The organism is Maritalea mediterranea (assembly GCF_021568695.1).
Taxonomy (GTDB): domain Bacteria; phylum Pseudomonadota; class Alphaproteobacteria; order Rhizobiales; family Devosiaceae; genus Maritalea; species Maritalea mediterranea.
The window spans coordinates 316,839-333,673 of record NZ_JAKGTI010000003.1 but is presented as its reverse complement, the minus strand read 5'-3'; the positions used below and the strand labels follow the sequence as shown (position 1 = coordinate 333,673).

Here is a 16,835-nt window from a genome sequence, read left to right as displayed (position 1 = left end):
GGAAAGCCTGCTCAACCACGCCTTCCCCGCTCTCAAAAGATGCGCGCTGCAGCGCGCACCGGCTGATGATTTGGCGAACCCTAGAAATGCAGCGGCTTGGCCTGTTTGACGCCTTCAAGCGCAGCAATCGTCTTCACCTGCGCATCACTCAGCTCACCATCAATATTGATCAGAGCAATCGCATCGCCCCCGCTTTCAACACGGCCCAAATTGAAGTTGGCAATGTTTATATTTTCATTGCCCAACAAAGTGCCGAGGCGACCGATAAAGCCGGGCTTGTCTTCATTGGTGATGTAGAGCATGGACGGGGTAATTTCCGCTTCCATATTCACACCCTTCACCTGAATGAGGCGTGGCTTGCCATCGGCAAAGACGGTGCCGGCGACAGAACGTTCCTGCCGCTCGGTGATGACGGTCAGGCGGATATAGTTTTCATAAGCGCCCTGCTGCTCGCGATTGACCGTTTCCACATGCATGCCGCGATCTTTCGCCAGTACCGGCGCTGACACCATATTCACATCACCCAGCAACGGCTTGAGCACGCCGGTGAGCAAGGCGGAGACCATCGGTTTGGTGTTGAGGTCAGCCACATGGCCCTCAAACTCGATCCGCACGCCTTTAATGCCGCTCTCGGTCAATTGCCCGGCAAAGCTGCCCAGCATTTCAGCCAATTTCACAAACGGCATAATGCGTGGCGCTTCTTCGGCGGAAATTGAAGGGAAGTTCAACGCGTTTGAAATGGCCCCATGCATCAGATAAGCGCTCATCTGCTCGGCCACCTGCAGCGCCACATTTTCCTGCGCTTCCGTGGTTGAGGCGCCAAGGTGCGGGGTGCAGATCAGGTTGGGGGCGTCGAACAAAGGATTGTCGGTGGCCGGTTCCACCTCAAACACATCCATGGCCGCACCGGCCAGCTTGCCGTTTTCAAGTGCTTCCTTGAGTGCCACTTCGTCAACCAAGCCGCCACGAGCACAGTTGATCAGGCGCGCGCCCTTTTTCATCTTGGCGATATTTTCAGCGCTGATAATGCCGCGCGTCGCGTCGGTGAGCGGGGTGTGCAGGGAGATAAAGTCGGCGCGGGCCAGCAATTCGTCCAGCTCCACCTTTTCCACGCCCAGATCAAGTGCACGTTCCGGCGTCAGGAACGGGTCAAAGGCGATCACCTTCATTTTAAGGCCCTGGGCCCGGTCGGCCACAATCGCCCCGATATTGCCGCAGCCAATAATGCCCAGTGTTTTGGACGTAACTTCCACACCCATAAATTTGGACTTTTCCCACTTGCCCGCGCGGGTAGATGCATCCGCTGCAGGGATTTGCCGTGCCAAGGCCAGCATCATGGAAATCGCATGTTCCGCGGTGGTGATGGAGTTACCGAAAGGCGTGTTCATCACAATGATGCCTTTGGCGGTGGCTTGCGGAATATCCACATTATCGACGCCGATCCCGGCGCGGCCCACCACTTTCAAATTGTCCGCCGCTGCAATCACCTTTTCAGTGACTTTGGTGGCCGAACGGATGGCCAAGCCATCATATTGGCCGATGATTTCGAGCAGTTTTTCTTTGTCTTTGCCCACATCAGGCAGAAAATCCACATCCACGCCATTGTCGCGGAAAATTTGCACAGCGGTTTCGCTCAGCTTGTCAGATACAAGAACCTTAGGCATTTAAAGCCTCCATAAATCTATAAATTTGGGAAAAAGGCTGGCGGTATGCCGTCAGCCGGTCTCACTTTGGAGGCGCCTAAAGCGCCGCTTTCTCCGCCGCAAAGGCGTAGTCCAGCCAATGGGTGAGGATTTCCAGATCGGCCACTTCAACCGTTGACCCGGCCCAAATCCGCAAGCCCGCCGGGGCATCGCGGTAAGCGCCAATATCATAGGCCACGCCCTCTTGGTCCAACCGCGTGGCAATCGCCTTGGCGAACTTTGCCTGCGCATCGGCATCCAGTGCAGTGATCTCGGGATCAACGATTTTCATGCACACAGAGGTGTTGGAGCGGGTTTCTGGCACTTCAGCCAGATTGGCGACCCAATCGGTCGCTTCGATCCAGGCATTGAGCAGGTTGAAATTGGCATCGGCCCGCGCTTGCAGTCCGTTTGCGCCCAATGTTTTGCCCCATTCCATCGCATCGATCGCATCTTCAATCACCATCAGGGATGGGGTGTTGATGGTCGCGGCTTCAAAAATGCCTTCGATCAGCTTACCGCCTTTGGTCAGGCGGAAGATTTTCGGCAAAGGCCGGTCTGGTGCGTAGGTTTCCAAGCGTTCAACCGCGCGTGGGGACAGGATAATCACCCCGTGGGCACCTTCACCGCCCAAAACTTTCTGCCAGGAGAAGGTGGTGACATCCAGCTTGGCAAAATCCAGCTCTTGCGCAAACGCAGCAGAGGTGGCATCGCAGATGGCCAGGCCCTCGCGATCCGCATCGATCCAGTCGGCATTTGGCACGCGCACACCAGAGGTGGTGCCGTTCCAGGTAAAGACCACATCGCGCGTCCAGTCGACTTCATTAAGGTCTGGGAGCTGGCCATAGTCGGCGTCAAGCACACGGACATTATCCAGCTTAAGCTGCTTGACCACATCAGTCACCCAGCCGGCGCCAAAGCTTTCCCAGGCGAGCATATCCACGCCGCGTTGACCGAGCATGGACCACATGGCCATCTCAACCGCGCCGGTATCAGACGCGGGCACAATACCAATGCGGTAATCATCGGGTACGTTGAGCAGTTCGCGCGTCAAATCAATCGCATATTGAATGCGTGCCTTTGCAGGCTTGGCGCGGTGGGACCGACCCAATATATCATTATTGAGGAATTCAGGCGTCCAGCCAGGACGTTTTGTGCACGGCCCAGATGAGAATCTGGGATTCGCCGGGCGCACTTCCGGCTTCAAAAGATCTGTCATGTCATCTACCCTTTCAGATAGGCGCCCCTCGTTGGGGAGGGGTGGCCCACTGACGGGCATAGAGACAATCGAAGGCCGCGTCAACGGTTTTTATTGTCTGACATTGTTACGCCAAACACAAAAACCCCGGCGCGACGGCCGGGGCTTTTAAAACTTGAATGAGGCTTGGGCTTAATAGAAGCGATAGCGAATGCTGGCACGAATTTCGTGTGCAATTGCATCCTGCACCCACATGGCCGAACCATTTGTGGAGAAGCCCTTGTGCCACAAGGCGCGGTAGCCCACATCAGCCACAGCGGCGCCCATATCATAGGCCACACCAGCCATCACAGCGCCCGCCCATGAGCGGTTGCCGGCACCGGCACCCAGATCGGTTGTGCCATTGGTGGCGGTTGTATAGTGCCAGGCTTTACCCAAGCCAGCACCAACATAACCCTGCCAACCACCGTCAGCGCTCAGGCCCATGCCATTCAGGTCAAAATCATAATAGACGTTGGCCAAGGCCACGGTTGAGCGCAAGTCAGCTGAATATCCATTTGCGGTCAAACCTGTGTTCCGCAGATAATCCACGGTCAAATCAGTACGAAACCCTGTGCCAAACTCATAACCGGCACCCACACCAAGGCTATAGCCCCAGCCCATTTCTGTTGGGGTGTAAGAATCCGGACATGGACAAAACTCCACATTGCGCGCCCACATTGCGTTGCCCGCAACAGAACCCCGCAAATAAAACGCACCGGAAAGGCCGTAATCTACTTCTGGCAATTCAGGATATTCTGGCTCTGGCTGTGGCCAGTCAGCGGCCAAAGCACTTGTTCCAAACATTGAGGCAACTGCAAACAGTGCAGCTCCAATCCACTTAAGCATCATTCTAATCCTTCTACGCAAGCCACTTTTCTTGACTTTCCAAGAAGGATTATGCTGGCTTTTTCTTAAAACCCACTTAACCTAAATATTTAACCCTAATAAACCGCGAAAAACTCTGATATATTAAGATTCTACTCACCGCGATACACACACCTTTCCAGGACAGAATATGAGCACGCAATCGCGCACACTTGGCGACTGGATTTTCCTTTTATTACTGGTACTTATTTGGGGCAGCTCCTTTGCCACCATCAAATATTCGATCGAATTCTTCACCCCATTCTGGATTGCCGCCATCCGATTGAGCTTGGCTGCAATTTTAATGATTTTATTTGCAATCTGGCGTGGGATTCAGCTGCCACAAGGGAAAAAACAGTGGCTGGCGTGCGCAATTATGGGCAGTTTTGGCACCGCCGTTCCCTTCATGCTGATCAATTATGCCAGCCAATATGTGCCGTCTTCCATCGCTGGCCTGATGATGGCCACTGTGCCCATTCAAGTGATGTTGATGTCACTTATATTTCTCCCGGCCGAAAAGGCCACGCCGATTCGAGTTTTGGGTCTGATTTGCGGCTTTCTGGGCGTATCAGGGGTAATACTAGGCAATGGTGCGGAGGAAACCGCCGCGGCCGCATTTTCACTGCTGCCCTTTTTGCTGCTGGTGTTGGCCACTGCTGGTTATGCCACCAATGGCATGGTCTCACGCAATGTGCTGGAAATGCCGGCCATGACTAAATCGCTGGGCGTGCTGATCTTCGGGTCGCTCACCGCCTTGGGATGCGCTCTGATGTTTGACCCACTGCCGACCGGTGTGCCGTTAAATGGCTGGGCCGCCATCACCTATTTGGCAATTTTGCCCACATGGGCAACCACGCTGATCCTTTATAAGCTTTTGGACGATACAAGTGCGGCCTTTGTCGCCCAATCAAACTATTTGATTCCTGCAGCCTCGATCATTTTCGGCGCCGTGCTGTTCGGCGAACAATTGGCAGCGTTGCAATTTGTCGGCTTCGCGTTGATTCTATTTGGCGTGGCGGTATCTGAAGGTGTGATCAGACGTCGGCGCAAAAAAAAGCGGCAGTATCCACCGCCGCCTTCTGCCTAGTCTACAGCATGGGTTGTTTTAGGCGACAGCCTCAATCACATGGGCAATATCCCCCACAACCTGCTTGATCAGCATTTCGTCATCGCCCTCGCCCATCACCCGGATAAGGGGTTCAGTGCCCGATGGGCGGATCACCAAACGGCCCGACGTGCCCAACAATTGTTCGGCACTGGCAATGGCCTTGATCACGCGGTCGTCAGATAGCGGTGTCCCGCCGGAAATGCGCACATTGGTCAAAAGCTGCGGCACCTGCTCAAACATCTTGCACACCTCAGAGACGGGCTTGTCGCGTTTTTGCACCAGGCTCATCACCTGCAATGCCGACACCAGACCATCGCCCGTGGTTGAGAAATCCGACAGGATAATATGGCCGGATTGTTCGCCGCCCAGATTAAAGCCGCCCGAACGCATGCGCTCAAGCACATATCGGTCGCCAACTTTGGTACGTTCCAGCCGCAATTGATTTTCACTCAGGCAACGCTCCAACCCGAGATTGGACATGATGGTGGCCACAATGCCGCCGCCCCGCAGCCAATCCAGCTCGTGCCAATAAAGTGCCAGCGCCGCCATCAGCTGGTCGCCATCAATGATCTGGCCCTTTTCATCCACAATCACCACACGGTCAGCATCGCCATCTAGTGCAATGCCGATATCGGCACCCTCATCCACCACACGCTGGCAAAGCGCTTGCGGCGCGGTCGAGCCGCACTCTTTGTTGATATTGAAGCCATCGGGTTCTACGCCCATCGCAATCACGTCGGCGCCCAACTCCCAAAGCGCTTCCGGTGCGGTTTTATAGGCAGCGCCATTGGCGCAATCCACAACCACTTTCAGGCCGGTAAAATCCGCGTGCCGCGGCAAGGTGCGCTTGGCAAATTCGGTATAGCGCGTGGTGACCTCATTGATCCGCTTGGCGCGGCCAATGTCACGGCCCTGGGTCAGACCAGCGGAAACCCCTTTCGCGACCAGCGCTTCGATTTTCTCTTCAATCTCGTCGGAAAGCTTGAAACCATCCGGTTGGAAAAACTTTATCCCATTGTCTTCGAACGGATTATGGGAGGCGGAAATCATCACACCCAAGTCAGCACGCAGGGAACGGGTGAGCATAGCAACCGCGGGCGTGGGCACGGGGCCGAGCAAATACACATCCATCCCAACCGACGTGAACCCGCCGGTGAGCGCATATTCGAGCATATAGCCAGACCGGCGCGTATCTTTGCCAATCACAACACGGTGCCGATGGTCGCCGCGCTGAAACACCATACCAGCTGCCTGCCCTACGCGCATCGCTAGGTCCGGCGTCAGTTTCTCACCATTTGCCAATCCTCGAATACCATCTGTGCCAAAATATTTGCGTGCCATAAACCCACCCAGCTGTGACGAAAAACCGTCGATGCGAAAAACTCTAAGTTGTATTTGTCAGTTTAATCAAAACCAAATCTAAAATATGGCAATAATACCTTTGGCCGTCAGGTCAAGACCTTTCCAGCGCAAGTTTGGCCCCTAAGCCAATGAGCAACGCGCCCCCAAGTCGTGAAATCCAGCGTGAGCGGGCGTTTCCCGTTGTTAACCGTTTGAGCACCCAACCGGCAAATAGCACACACACCAAATCGGCACTGGAGAACATCACATTCACGATCGTGCCCAGAATCAGCATTTGCGCCCAAAGCGGCAAGCTAGCCTCAAGCGACACAAATTGCGGCAGGAACGAAATGAAAAACAGCGCTGTTTTCGGGTTCAGCACCTCTACGCTAATGCTTTCTACAAAAGCCTGTTTGGCACTTTTGGTGCGCGGTGTATCCGATAACTCCTCTCTGCTTCGGCCAAAGATCATTCTCCAGCCCAGAAAGATCAGATAAAGCGCGCCAGCGATTTTAACAGCCATATAGAGCGCCGGCACCGCCAACAACAGGGCGGCAAGCCCGAACGCGGCCAGCAGAACATGGGCATATCCCCCCAAATGCACACCCAATGCGGCCATCACACCAGCCCATTGGCCCCGAGCAATGGTTTGCGCCGACACATAAATCATCGCCGGTCCCGGCATATAGGCGAACAAAGCGGTGGTGATCAAAAAGGCAAGTGACAGTTCGATCGACGGCATGGCAGGCCCCTTCCAAAAAAGAAGAATAGCACCGGCTGCGCCAACAAAAAAGAGGCCCGAAGGCCTCTTTTAAAGTCTAGTTTTCAGGTTGCGGCTCCGCATCCCCTTCGGCGCCCTTGCCGTCATCATTCGGCTTTTTCTTCGGCACCGCTTTGCCCGCGCGCGGCACGCCGGTCGCTTTGGCTGTCGGAGTATTGTCGTCGTCTGAGCGATGAGGTTTTTTGCCATCTTTCAAGGCCCGCAACTCGTCCCCGGTCAAGGTTTCAAACTCCAGCAAGGCTTGAGCAATATCCTCAAAAAGCTGCTCATTTTCTTTAATGAGATTGCGCGCCTTGGTTTCAGCCTCTTCCACCAATGTCCGCACTTCCTCATCAATCAAACGCGCAGTCTCGTCAGACATATGATCCACGCTGGCCGGGCCATAAATGCCCTGCGGATCAGATTTATAGAGTACACGACCCAACTTTTCGGACATGCCCCATTCAGTGACCATGGAATTGGCCAGCTTGGTGGCGCCCTGAATGTCGCCAGCAGCGCCGGACGTGACTTTTTCGGGGCCGAACTTATGAATTTCGGCTTCACGCCCACCAAAGGCCAGCACCAATTGCGCCAAGGCTTTTTCCTTAGAGAAGGAATATTGGTCGCTCTCCGGCAAACTCATCACCATACCCAGCGCACGACCGCGTGGGATGATGGTGGCCTTGTGAATCGGATCAAGCACGTTGGACAACAACAGCGACACCAGCGCGTGGCCGGCCTCGTGATAGGCAGTGTTGCGTTTTTCGTCTTCCTTCATGGCCAAGGTGCGGCGCTCCGCCCCCATCATGATTTTATCTTTCGCGTCCTCAAATTCAGCCATCGTGACGAACCGCTTGTTCCGACGCGCCGCCAAAAGTGCTGATTCGTTCACCAGGTTCATAATCTCCGCGCCAGAAAAACCGGGCGTTCCGCGGGCCAGAATTTTCAAATCCACGTCCGGCGCCAAAGGCACCTTGCGCACATGCACTTTCAAAATCTGTTCCCGACCGGTCACATCCGGGTTCGGCACCACAACTTGACGGTCGAAACGGCCCGGACGCAGCAATGCCGGGTCCAAAACGTCTGGCCGGTTGGTGGCTGCGATCAAAATGATGCTCTCATTTTCCTCAAAGCCGTCCATCTCAACCAGCAACTGGTTCAAGGTCTGCTCGCGTTCATCATTGCCGCCGCCAAAACCGGCGCCACGTGAACGGCCCACCGCATCAATCTCGTCAATAAAGATGATACAGGGTGAGTTTTTCTTGGCCTGCTCAAACATGTCGCGCACGCGGCTCGCGCCAACGCCCACAAACATTTCCACAAAGTCAGAACCGGAAATGGTGAAAAATGGCACATTCGCTTCGCCAGCAACAGAACGCGCCAGCAAGGTTTTACCGGTACCCGGAGGGCCCACCAGCAACACGCCGCGCGGGATTTTGCCGCCCAAACGTTGGAATTTGCCCGGATCGCGCAGATAATCGACGATCTCTTCAAGATCCTGCTTTGCCTCGTCCACGCCGGCCACATCTTCAAACGTGACCTTGCCCTGGCTTTCGGTGAGCAATTTTGCCCGCGACTTGCCAAAGCCCATGGCACCGCCACGGCCACCGCCCTGCATTTGGCGAATAAAGAAAAACCAAATGGCGATCAACACGATGAAAGGAAGCCATGATGACAACAGAATGGTCCAGAACGGGCTGGACTCCGGTGGCTTGGCTTCAATGGTCACGCCGCGACTTTCAAGGCGGGACACCACATCCACACCTTCGGGCAGATAGGTTTCAAACCGCTGACCATTACTCAATGTTCCGCGCAGCCGGTTTTCAGTAATGGTCACGCTTTGAACAGACCCAGCATCCACATCAGAAACGAATTGGGAATATGTCTTTTGCGTCAGCCCCGCCGTCTGGGAGGATGTTTGGAAAATCTGGAAGAGGCCAAGCAACATGACCAGAATGATCATCCAGATTGCAAGGTTGCGAAAATTGCCGTTCATTTAACCTGCCTTGAATAGATGTACGTTCTTCATACGCACACAATGAGAATTTGGATCGAATGTAAGGTCCTACGCCCGCTGTTACAAGGGCACACACCGCAATTTGATCACTGTTCTTAACACAATGTGATTAATAAACGCCCGACCAATTGCCGCATGTTCACGCCGCTCAGCTCAGCGCGTTGGGACCAAATATGCGAAATACGTCAATATTGGGACCAAGCACATGCTCTCCCAATGCGAGTATTTGATCCCCGGAGGACACCAAAGGGGCTGCGCGCACCGCATCCATCGGCACAAAATTCATATCCGGCATGAGTTGATCAAACTGTGCCCGCGTGATCGACGCTGCGGGCTGCACCTGCACGGGGCCCGGCGCGTCACTGGCGACCAGAATGCGAAAACGGCAATCCCAGTCCAAACTGTCGCCAGGGGCCACCACATGCGCCTGGTCATCCAACCGTCCCACCTCGCGAAAAACCTGAACCAAATCACCATGCCCGCGCACGCCGCACCCGCCAAGGGTTTGGCCGCGCATTTGCAATTTTCCCATGCACAAAAGGTCATAGAGCGCTTCGATTTTGGCCAATTCAGGTGATGCCGCGTCCCCGCCTGCATCATCCAGTGCCCGCGCCAAAAGCCGAATGCCGATTTCCGCCGGTTCTTTGGTCAATAATGCGTGATCCAACACCACACATCCGAACGGATCAATAAAGACACGCTCGCTATAAACCGCTTCTGAAATCGTATCGAGCGCTGCATCTGCCCGCCGCAAGCGCCGGGCGGAAAGGCCAATATTTTTTGCCTGCAATCCCATACGCTGCAACCCCTTGAGCGCTTGCCGCCATCGCACCCGCTCAAATCGATCATCCTGATTGGACGGGTCTTGCACATGGACAATATTTTCTGCCTGCACATACGCCGTCAAATCGGCCTTGGGCACATCAATCAGCGGGCGCACAATGTCTAAATCAAAGCCCACACTGGTGCGGCCCATGCCCCCTAATCCAGAAAGGCCACTGCCCCGCGCCAAGCGCATAAAGAAGGTCTCGGCCTGATCATCGAGATGATGTGCGGTGAGCAACTGGGTGATCTCCAGCGCCTGCATCTTCTGCCGCATCAAATGATAACGCACATTGCGCGCGCTTTCCTGTATCCGAGTCTCCGGGTGAAAATTTTCTGGTTTGAGCACATAACACGTCAGGCCCAGCGCTTTGGCTGCTGCCTTCACCATCGCCGCCTCGTCTGCTGCTTCACGGCGCAAGCCATGATCCACACTCAGCACGGTCAACGCGATGGGATCGGTTTGCATCTGGGCGAAGCGGGCCGCCAAATGCATCAGCGCCATGCTGTCCGGTCCGCCAGAAACAGCAAGCGCCGCCTTTTGGGTTTCAAAAAGCGGCGCAAAAATATAATTCAGAAATTCTGGCTCAATCAAATCGTGATGTGAACGTTCATTATCTAACATTGTGCCTTTCGCTGTTCCTCTGCCACCCTTTGTTTGAAGGCATTGGGTTGGTCAGGGTAACGACGCAACACCTCAACAAAGGTACGACAGGCCGTCTCTCTTTCGCCAGCATTGTTTAGGGAAATCCCCAATTTCATAACCATGTCCGGCGAACGCGCGGCATTTGGAAAGGCTTCAAAGCCTCTCAAAAGCACCTCAGCGGCTTCTTCGTACTCGCCACGATTGAGCAAGCTGTCGCCCAGCCAATGATAGGCGTCAGGCGCCAACCGATTTTCGGGAAACAGGCCAATAAACTGACGGAATTGGTCTTCAGCAAATACATAATCGCCCCGCAGCAAGGCCTCGTACCCCGCCTCATATTGCGCCTTGGCATCCGCATCCGATAGGGCCGCCCCAGGGTCAAATCCAAGATCCATGGGCTGACCCGTGCCAATATCGCTCAGCACATCATCAGACAAGGTGCCCAGCGTGCCCTCTGGCGTTCCTAATGTGAGCGGCCCATTGTCATCGCCGCTGGTGGCAAAATCTTCATTTTGTGGCTGCGGCACACCCTCAGATGGCGTCTCGCGATCTGATTGGGGTGCCGCACTAGTTTTTCCCGGCCCACCGCCTTCCAGCTCCTGGAACCGGAATTCATAGTCTTCCTGCATCCGCTCAAGCAAGGTTTGCAATTGGGTCATTTGAAATTGCAGTCCTTCAACCTGACCGGTCAGGGTCCGCATACGCTCTTCAATGGCATCAATACGCACATTGACCTGGGCCACGTCCCGCGATTGTGCAACCCGCACTTTCAGCGGCTTGCTGTCTGAGACACGCTCAATGCCCAGCCCCTCAAAGCCCCGTTCCAACATCAACACATGATCGCTCAACACATCAGCCTGCTGTTCCAACTGAATCAACCGGCCAAACACCGCATCATTGGGCTGACTGCCGGCCTGGGCAATGCCGGTGGTCCCGGCCAAGAGCAGGCCCATGCCCATGGCAGCAAATTGCTGTGCCCAATTCTTATTACTCGCTGACATAAAGTCACTCCTTCGTTCCTGACGAACCGCCACGCATAAAACCATTTCTTAGCTTGGGGGTAAAACAAAATTGCGACAAAAAAACGCCGGGTCCGCATTACACGAAGCCCGGCGCCCGCCTCCAGCAGAGGATTTTTAAACAGTGCTTATGGCAGCAATACCGTCACAGCACGGCGGTTTTGCGACCAGCACGAAATATCGTCACAAACTGCCACCGGCCGCTCTTTACCAAAGCTCTTTGTGGTGATGCGCGTCGAGCTGACGCCGCGACTGACCAGATAGTTCACCACCGCCGTGCCCCGGCGTGCGCCCAAAGCAATGTTATATTCACGGGTGCCGCGTTCATCGGCATGACCCTCGATCAACACTTTATATTGCGAATGTTTTTGCAGCCAAACAGCCTGCTTGTCCAATGTGGCCCGGGCTTCAGCAGTCAAAACCGAACTGTCGGTCTCAAAAAACACGCGGTCGCCAACGGCAACCAGAAATTCCTGTGGCGTGCCAGGCTGGGCCTGCCCCGGCCCCAGATTGCCCACACCTGCGTCCGGTGTGCGCGCACAAGCGGCAACAAATGCCACAAGTGCCACCATCGTAATGCCTTTGAGAAGGCGCATAAATTGATTTGCCATGGACATGGTCCTTGATAGCTCCAGAAAAGGTCGAAATTGATTGACCCGGTTATACCCTTATTTATCTTAATTTGGGGTGTTTGAACGCGGTTAATGCGGGCTTAATCCGGCCATTTTAAGGCAAGTTTGGCCACAATATGTGGCCAAAATGACACCCACGGCAAATTCCGATATCTGTGCTAGTAATAAATGAAGGATCGCATGGATAAGGAACCCATATCAAACTGCGTGTTGAAGAACGCTAGCTGATCCTTTTCATCCACCAATCCAGCACAATAAAAGGCCGGGGCCAAATGCTCCACACTGGGATGCGCCTGGTTCAGCAAGCTGCCATATTGTTCCCGATTGGCCATTTCGGCAAAATTGCGGTCGGTGAGCAGATCTGCAACCTTCTGATCAAATTCGCGCGCCCAGTCAAACGCCTCAACTTCAGGCGAGATGGCACGCAGATTATGCACCAAATTGCCACTGCCCAAGATTAGCACCCCACGATCGCGCAGCGCTTTCAAATCACGGCCCAAGGCCAGTTGACCGGCAAAATCGAGATCGCGATTGATCGAGACCTGAAACACCGGAATATCCGCCTCTGGATATAGATGCCGCAGCACGGCCCAAGCGCCATGGTCCAGCCCCCACTCTTCAGTAGGGATGGCCTCATGGTTTTTCAGCATCAGTGCAACATCATGCGCCAGCTCGGGTGCGCCGGGAGCCGGATATTGGACATCAAACAAATCCTGCGGAAACCCGTAAAAATCGTGAATGGTTTTGGGCATCGCACCCACATGCACAAGGGTGGAGCGACGGGTTTCCCAATGGGCGGAAATGCACAGAATGGCCTGCGGCCGCGCCAGCTTTTCACCCAAACGCCGCCAGCTTTTGGCAAAATCATTGTCGGTGATGGCATAAAGCGGATTGCCATGCCCCAAAAACACAATCGGTGCCCGTTCAGCCGGCGCCAACTGATCCAACATTTGATCAAATCGCAATGAACTGAGCATATTGGCCTTCCTAACCTGCAACCCTTTTGTCGCGCCCGGTTGAGCTAAGCATTCTGGCTCAACCGGTCAAGAAGGCACAAATATGTGCCCTTATGCCAGCAGCGGCGACCAGGTCGGGTCAGACGCATAGGTTGGCGTTGGAATCCGTTGCTCGTTCCGGCCCCACACATCGATGGTGTAAAGCTGCGGCCCGCTGTCCCCGCCGGGATCTTTGAAATACATCAGAACCCGGCCATTGGGGGCCCAGGTCGGCCCTTCCATCAGATAGCTGGAGGCCAGAACCCGTTCGCCAGAACCATCTGGCCGCATGGTGCCGATATGGAACTGTCCGTCCTTTTGTTTGGTAAAGGCAATCAAGTCACCCTTGGGCGACCAGACCGGTGTGGAATAGCGGCCATCGCCGAAGCTGATCCGCTGGGCGCCGCCGCCTTGGGTGCCCATCACATAAATTTGCTGACTGCCACCACGATCGCTTTCAAAGGCGATCCGCTGACCATCCGGCGAAAAGCTTGGGCTGGTGTCAATCGACGCCCCGCGGGTCAGTTGCATGGGATTGCGCTGCTGCAAATTCATCAAATAAAGGTTCGTGTCGGCCCCGGTGGTCACACTAAACGCCAGATGGTTGCCATCAGGCGAAAAGCGCGGCGACAGGGTCATTTTACCAAAATCAGCCACACGCTGCTGCTGCCCGGTAGACAGATCGAGCAAATAAATCTGCGGCACATCGCCCGAAAAATTCATATAAGACAGCAAATTGCCATTCGGGGAAAACCGCGGGGTCAACACGATGGAATTGCCATCGGTCAGATAGCGATTATTGGCACCGTCCTGATCCATAATCGCCAGACGCTTGGTGCGGTTGGCCTTTGGCCCGCTCTCCGCCACATAGACGATCCGGGTGTCGAAATAACCATCTTCCCCTGTCAGGGTTTTATAGATCGCGTCCGACACAATATGTGCCACCCGGCGCTTGTTGGCTTCGCTGGAGCCAAAGGAGCGGCCAAAACCTTCCTCACCGGCCACCACATCCCACAAGCGCACATCCGCGCGCATTTGCCCCCCAGTTTGCTGCACCGTACCCATCACCAATGCGTCGGCACCCAATTGCCGCCAGGCGCCAAATTCCGGCGATGCATTCACTTCGCCCATTTTAAGCGGCATCTGTTCAACCGGAAATGGCGCAAACAACCCGGAGCGGCGCAGATTATCGATCACAATCTGAGTCAATTCGCTGCCCAATTGCGGGTCGGTCGAGCTGAAGGTCGGAATGCCGATCGGCATCGGCTCAAAATCTCCACCAGTCACCACAATTTTCACCAACGCGGCGGCAGGCTGCGCGAAAACAGTCGCTCCCATGCTGGCGGCACCCAATTTCAAGGCATGTCGACGCGAGATCTTTATCATGTCCATCTCCTTTTCCGCCCCCTAAACGCAAAACCCGGACCGGCGTTGCATTTAACTATCTTATATCTCTTGGATCAAAAGTAACATCGACCTGACGCCACTCTTCATATTTTTCTGCGGCCAACTGATAGGGCCCACACCGGCGCACCGCCCGTTGGGCGGCAGAGGCCGTGGCCTGACCAACCTGTCCGGTTACCGAAATGTCCAACACTTGTGGCGTGCCCGCCACTGAGCCATCCCGGTTCAAATCTACCAGCAGCCGAACGGTCAGGCCATCGACATCCAGCGCTGAAATCGGTGGATTCCAGCATTTCCGCATCTGGGCGGCCAGGGCCGCCCGTTCGGATTGGGTTAAACGCGCCGCTGTGCCCGTTGTCTTGCCCGCAGTTTTCTGCCCGCCATCACCGGTGGTGCCGCCGCGACTATCTTCTTTGTTGATGATATCGGAAATCTTGTCCGCTTCTTCGCTCTTTTTCGCTTCTTCCGCCCGCTGCGCCTCAGCCAGTCGCTTGCGCTCTGCCTCTTGCGCCGCAAAAGCCTGGCGTGCCTTCTCGACCGCGCTGGTGGCTGCAGGCGGCGATGGGGGAACGGGGGTCGGTTCTGCCGCGGGTTCGTCACTGGCAACGTACTGTTCAACTGGTTCTTCCACCGGTTCCGGCGTTGGCTCTTCCACAGGTTCCGGCACGCTGGGCGCAGGCTCTTCCGGCTGGGTCGCCGGTTCCACAGGCTCGGGCGTTGGCGCGGGCGTCGGCGGCGTTGGTGGTGTCGGTTCAGGCGCTGAATTGTCGGTCGGCGCCGGGCTTGGCTCCGGCGTGTCCTTTGGCGTGGGCTGATCTTCCTCAGTGTTGCCGGTGGGCTGGGCCAACTCAGCAGGCGTTTCCGTATCCACCGCAGACGGAGTTTCGGTTTCAATCACATTGCTGTCCAGCGAGCCTTGCCGAATATTGGAAAACTCCTCAATCGGCACCAGCTCGATCGGGATCGCCTCGATCTCTTGCGGATCAAACGCATCGGCCTGGCCGAAGGACATCAGCCCAACAGCAATCAGGGCGGCGTGGGAAACCGCAGATATGGTGATCCCTAAACGCATCTTTACTGGCTTTGCTCCTGCTCGGTGATCAGGCCAATTTTGCTATAGCCTGCGCCGGACAATTGCCCCATCACCCGCATCACCGCGCCATAATCGGCCACATTGTCACCGCGCACATAAATGCGCTCTTCCGTGCCATTCACGGCAACTTCATCCAGTTTCGACAACAAGGTGCTGCGATCCACCAGCTCTTCAAGCACATAGATTTGCCCATCCGCGGTCACCGTGACCGTGACCGGCTCACTTTCTGTGTTCAGGCTTTTGGCCTGGCTCTGCGGCAAATCGATGGGTACACCCACTGTCAGCAACGGCGCGGCCACCATAAACACGATCAACAATACCAACATCACGTCGACCAGCGGCGTGACGTTAATCTCGCTCATCGGTTCAGACCGGCCCCGGCGTCTGCCACGACGGCGCACAGCTGACCCGCGTGAAATTCCTGCGCCCATTAGTGCTGCTCCCGGCTTTCCAATTGACGGGTCAAAATGGCGGAAAACTCATCCGCAAACCCTTCCAGACGCCCAATCAGCTTATTGGCGTCAGATGACAATTTGTTATAGGCAATCACGGCCGGAATGGCAGCCAACAGGCCAATGGCCGTGGCGAACAAGGCTTCGGCAATGCCCGGCGCTACAACCGCCAGGTTAGTGCTTTCCGATGCCGCGATGGATTGGAACGAATTCATAATGCCCCACACCGTGCCGAAAAGGCCGATAAAGGGCGCTGCCGACCCCACGGTCGCCAAAAAGCCCAGGCGGCTTTCCAGCACATCGCTCTCGCGGCCAATGGTGATGTCCAGCACCTTATCCAACCGCTGCTGCACCCCGATATAGGACGAGGCACCCTGCTCATGGCTGCGCTTCCATTCCTTCATCGCCGCAACAAATACGGCACCCATGCCGCGTGGTTCGTCTTCTGACAGGCGCTGATACAGATCTTCCAAGGATTGGCCAGACCAAAAATTCTTTTCAAACTTATTCATGGCGCGTTGCGCGCGACCATACATCACCCCTTTTTCGATGATGATCGCCCAAGTCCAGATCGAGGCACCCAGCAGCCCGAGCATAACCGCCTTCACCACCCAGTCCGCAGCCCAAAACAAAGCAAAAAGCGACAGATCGGCAGTGCCGTGCGCGGCAAGTTCTGCTTCCATAATAATCCCCTAATCCTTCACAATTAAAGCGGTCAGCTTGACACATCTCACCCGTCGCTTTTGGCATGACGGGCAAT

The 16,835-nt window shown here is 55.3% G+C and carries 15 protein-coding genes; 1 reads left to right on the top strand and 14 read right to left on the bottom strand.

Features of this window, described 5'->3' with window-relative positions; translation table 11 throughout:
* Positions 1-80: 80 nt before the first annotated feature.
* From serA to L1I42_RS14495, 3 genes are all read right to left on the bottom strand, one after another.
* A complete protein-coding gene (serA, locus tag L1I42_RS14505; RefSeq protein WP_236115383.1) occupies positions 81-1,664 on the bottom strand; it encodes a phosphoglycerate dehydrogenase in 1,584 nt (527 codons plus the stop codon).
* Positions 1,665-1,740: 76 nt separating this feature from the next.
* Entirely contained in the window at positions 1,741-2,901 is a 1,161-nt protein-coding gene (locus L1I42_RS14500; RefSeq protein ID WP_236115382.1) for a phosphoserine transaminase, read from the bottom strand.
* Positions 2,902-3,072: 171 nt separating this feature from the next.
* Positions 3,073-3,768, bottom strand: a complete 696-nt coding sequence (locus tag L1I42_RS14495) for an outer membrane protein (RefSeq protein ID WP_236115381.1) — start codon at positions 3,766-3,768, stop codon at positions 3,073-3,075.
* A gap of 169 nt (positions 3,769-3,937) precedes the next feature.
* On the opposite strand from L1I42_RS14495, the gene L1I42_RS14490 reads away from it, so the two are divergent.
* Positions 3,938-4,873: a DMT family transporter gene (locus tag L1I42_RS14490; protein WP_236115380.1), complete on the top strand. Its 936-nt coding sequence runs from the start codon at positions 3,938-3,940 to the stop codon at positions 4,871-4,873.
* Between the two features lie 18 nt (positions 4,874-4,891).
* Here L1I42_RS14490 and glmM read toward each other — a convergent pair whose 3' ends face one another.
* The 11 genes from glmM to tolQ all read right to left on the bottom strand — a co-directional run bounded on the left by glmM (position 4,892) and on the right by tolQ (position 16,758).
* Entirely contained in the window at positions 4,892-6,235 is a 1,344-nt protein-coding gene (glmM, locus tag L1I42_RS14485; RefSeq protein ID WP_236115379.1) for a phosphoglucosamine mutase, read from the bottom strand.
* A gap of 112 nt (positions 6,236-6,347) precedes the next feature.
* The gene (locus L1I42_RS14480) at positions 6,348-6,977 is read right to left on the bottom strand and encodes a LysE family translocator (protein ID WP_236115378.1); all 630 of its coding nucleotides are present in this window, start codon (positions 6,975-6,977) and stop codon (positions 6,348-6,350) included.
* 76 nt (positions 6,978-7,053) lie between these two features.
* Positions 7,054-8,991 carry an ATP-dependent zinc metalloprotease FtsH gene (ftsH, locus tag L1I42_RS14475; RefSeq protein WP_236115377.1) on the bottom strand — a complete coding sequence of 646 codons (1,938 nt, stop codon included), beginning with the start codon at positions 8,989-8,991 and terminating at the stop codon, positions 7,054-7,056.
* Positions 8,992-9,160: 169 nt separating this feature from the next.
* Positions 9,161-10,459 carry a tRNA lysidine(34) synthetase TilS gene (tilS, locus tag L1I42_RS14470; protein ID WP_236115376.1) on the bottom strand — a complete coding sequence of 433 codons (1,299 nt, stop codon included), beginning with the start codon at positions 10,457-10,459 and terminating at the stop codon, positions 9,161-9,163.
* On the bottom strand, positions 10,453-11,481 hold the full coding sequence (ybgF, locus tag L1I42_RS14465) for a tol-pal system protein YbgF (protein WP_236115375.1): 1,029 nt from the start codon (positions 11,479-11,481) through the stop codon (positions 10,453-10,455). Before ybgF ends, tilS begins: the two co-directional genes overlap by 7 nt.
* Before the next feature lie 146 nt (positions 11,482-11,627).
* Positions 11,628-12,116, bottom strand: a complete 489-nt coding sequence (gene pal, locus L1I42_RS14460) for a peptidoglycan-associated lipoprotein Pal (protein WP_236115374.1) — start codon at positions 12,114-12,116, stop codon at positions 11,628-11,630.
* 173 nt (positions 12,117-12,289) lie between these two features.
* Positions 12,290-13,108 carry a 4,5-DOPA-extradiol-dioxygenase gene (ygiD, locus tag L1I42_RS14455; RefSeq protein ID WP_236115373.1) on the bottom strand — a complete coding sequence of 273 codons (819 nt, stop codon included), beginning with the start codon at positions 13,106-13,108 and terminating at the stop codon, positions 12,290-12,292.
* A 90-nt stretch (positions 13,109-13,198) separates the two neighbouring features.
* Positions 13,199-14,518 (bottom strand): Tol-Pal system beta propeller repeat protein TolB, encoded by a 1,320-nt coding sequence (gene tolB / locus L1I42_RS14450; protein ID WP_439651508.1) that lies wholly within the window; start codon positions 14,516-14,518, stop codon positions 13,199-13,201.
* A 49-nt stretch (positions 14,519-14,567) separates the two neighbouring features.
* Complete coding sequence (gene tolA, locus L1I42_RS14445; protein WP_236115371.1) at positions 14,568-15,602, bottom strand: cell envelope integrity protein TolA; 1,035 nt, start codon at positions 15,600-15,602, stop codon at positions 14,568-14,570.
* Positions 15,603-15,604: 2 nt separating this feature from the next.
* Positions 15,605-16,054, bottom strand: coding sequence for a protein TolR (gene tolR, locus L1I42_RS14440; RefSeq protein ID WP_236115370.1), 450 nt, complete (start codon positions 16,052-16,054; stop codon positions 15,605-15,607).
* Positions 16,054-16,758, bottom strand: coding sequence for a protein TolQ (tolQ, locus tag L1I42_RS14435; protein ID WP_236115369.1), 705 nt, complete (start codon positions 16,756-16,758; stop codon positions 16,054-16,056). Before tolQ ends, tolR begins: the two co-directional genes overlap by 1 nt.
* Between the last annotated feature and the right edge of the window lie 77 nt (positions 16,759-16,835).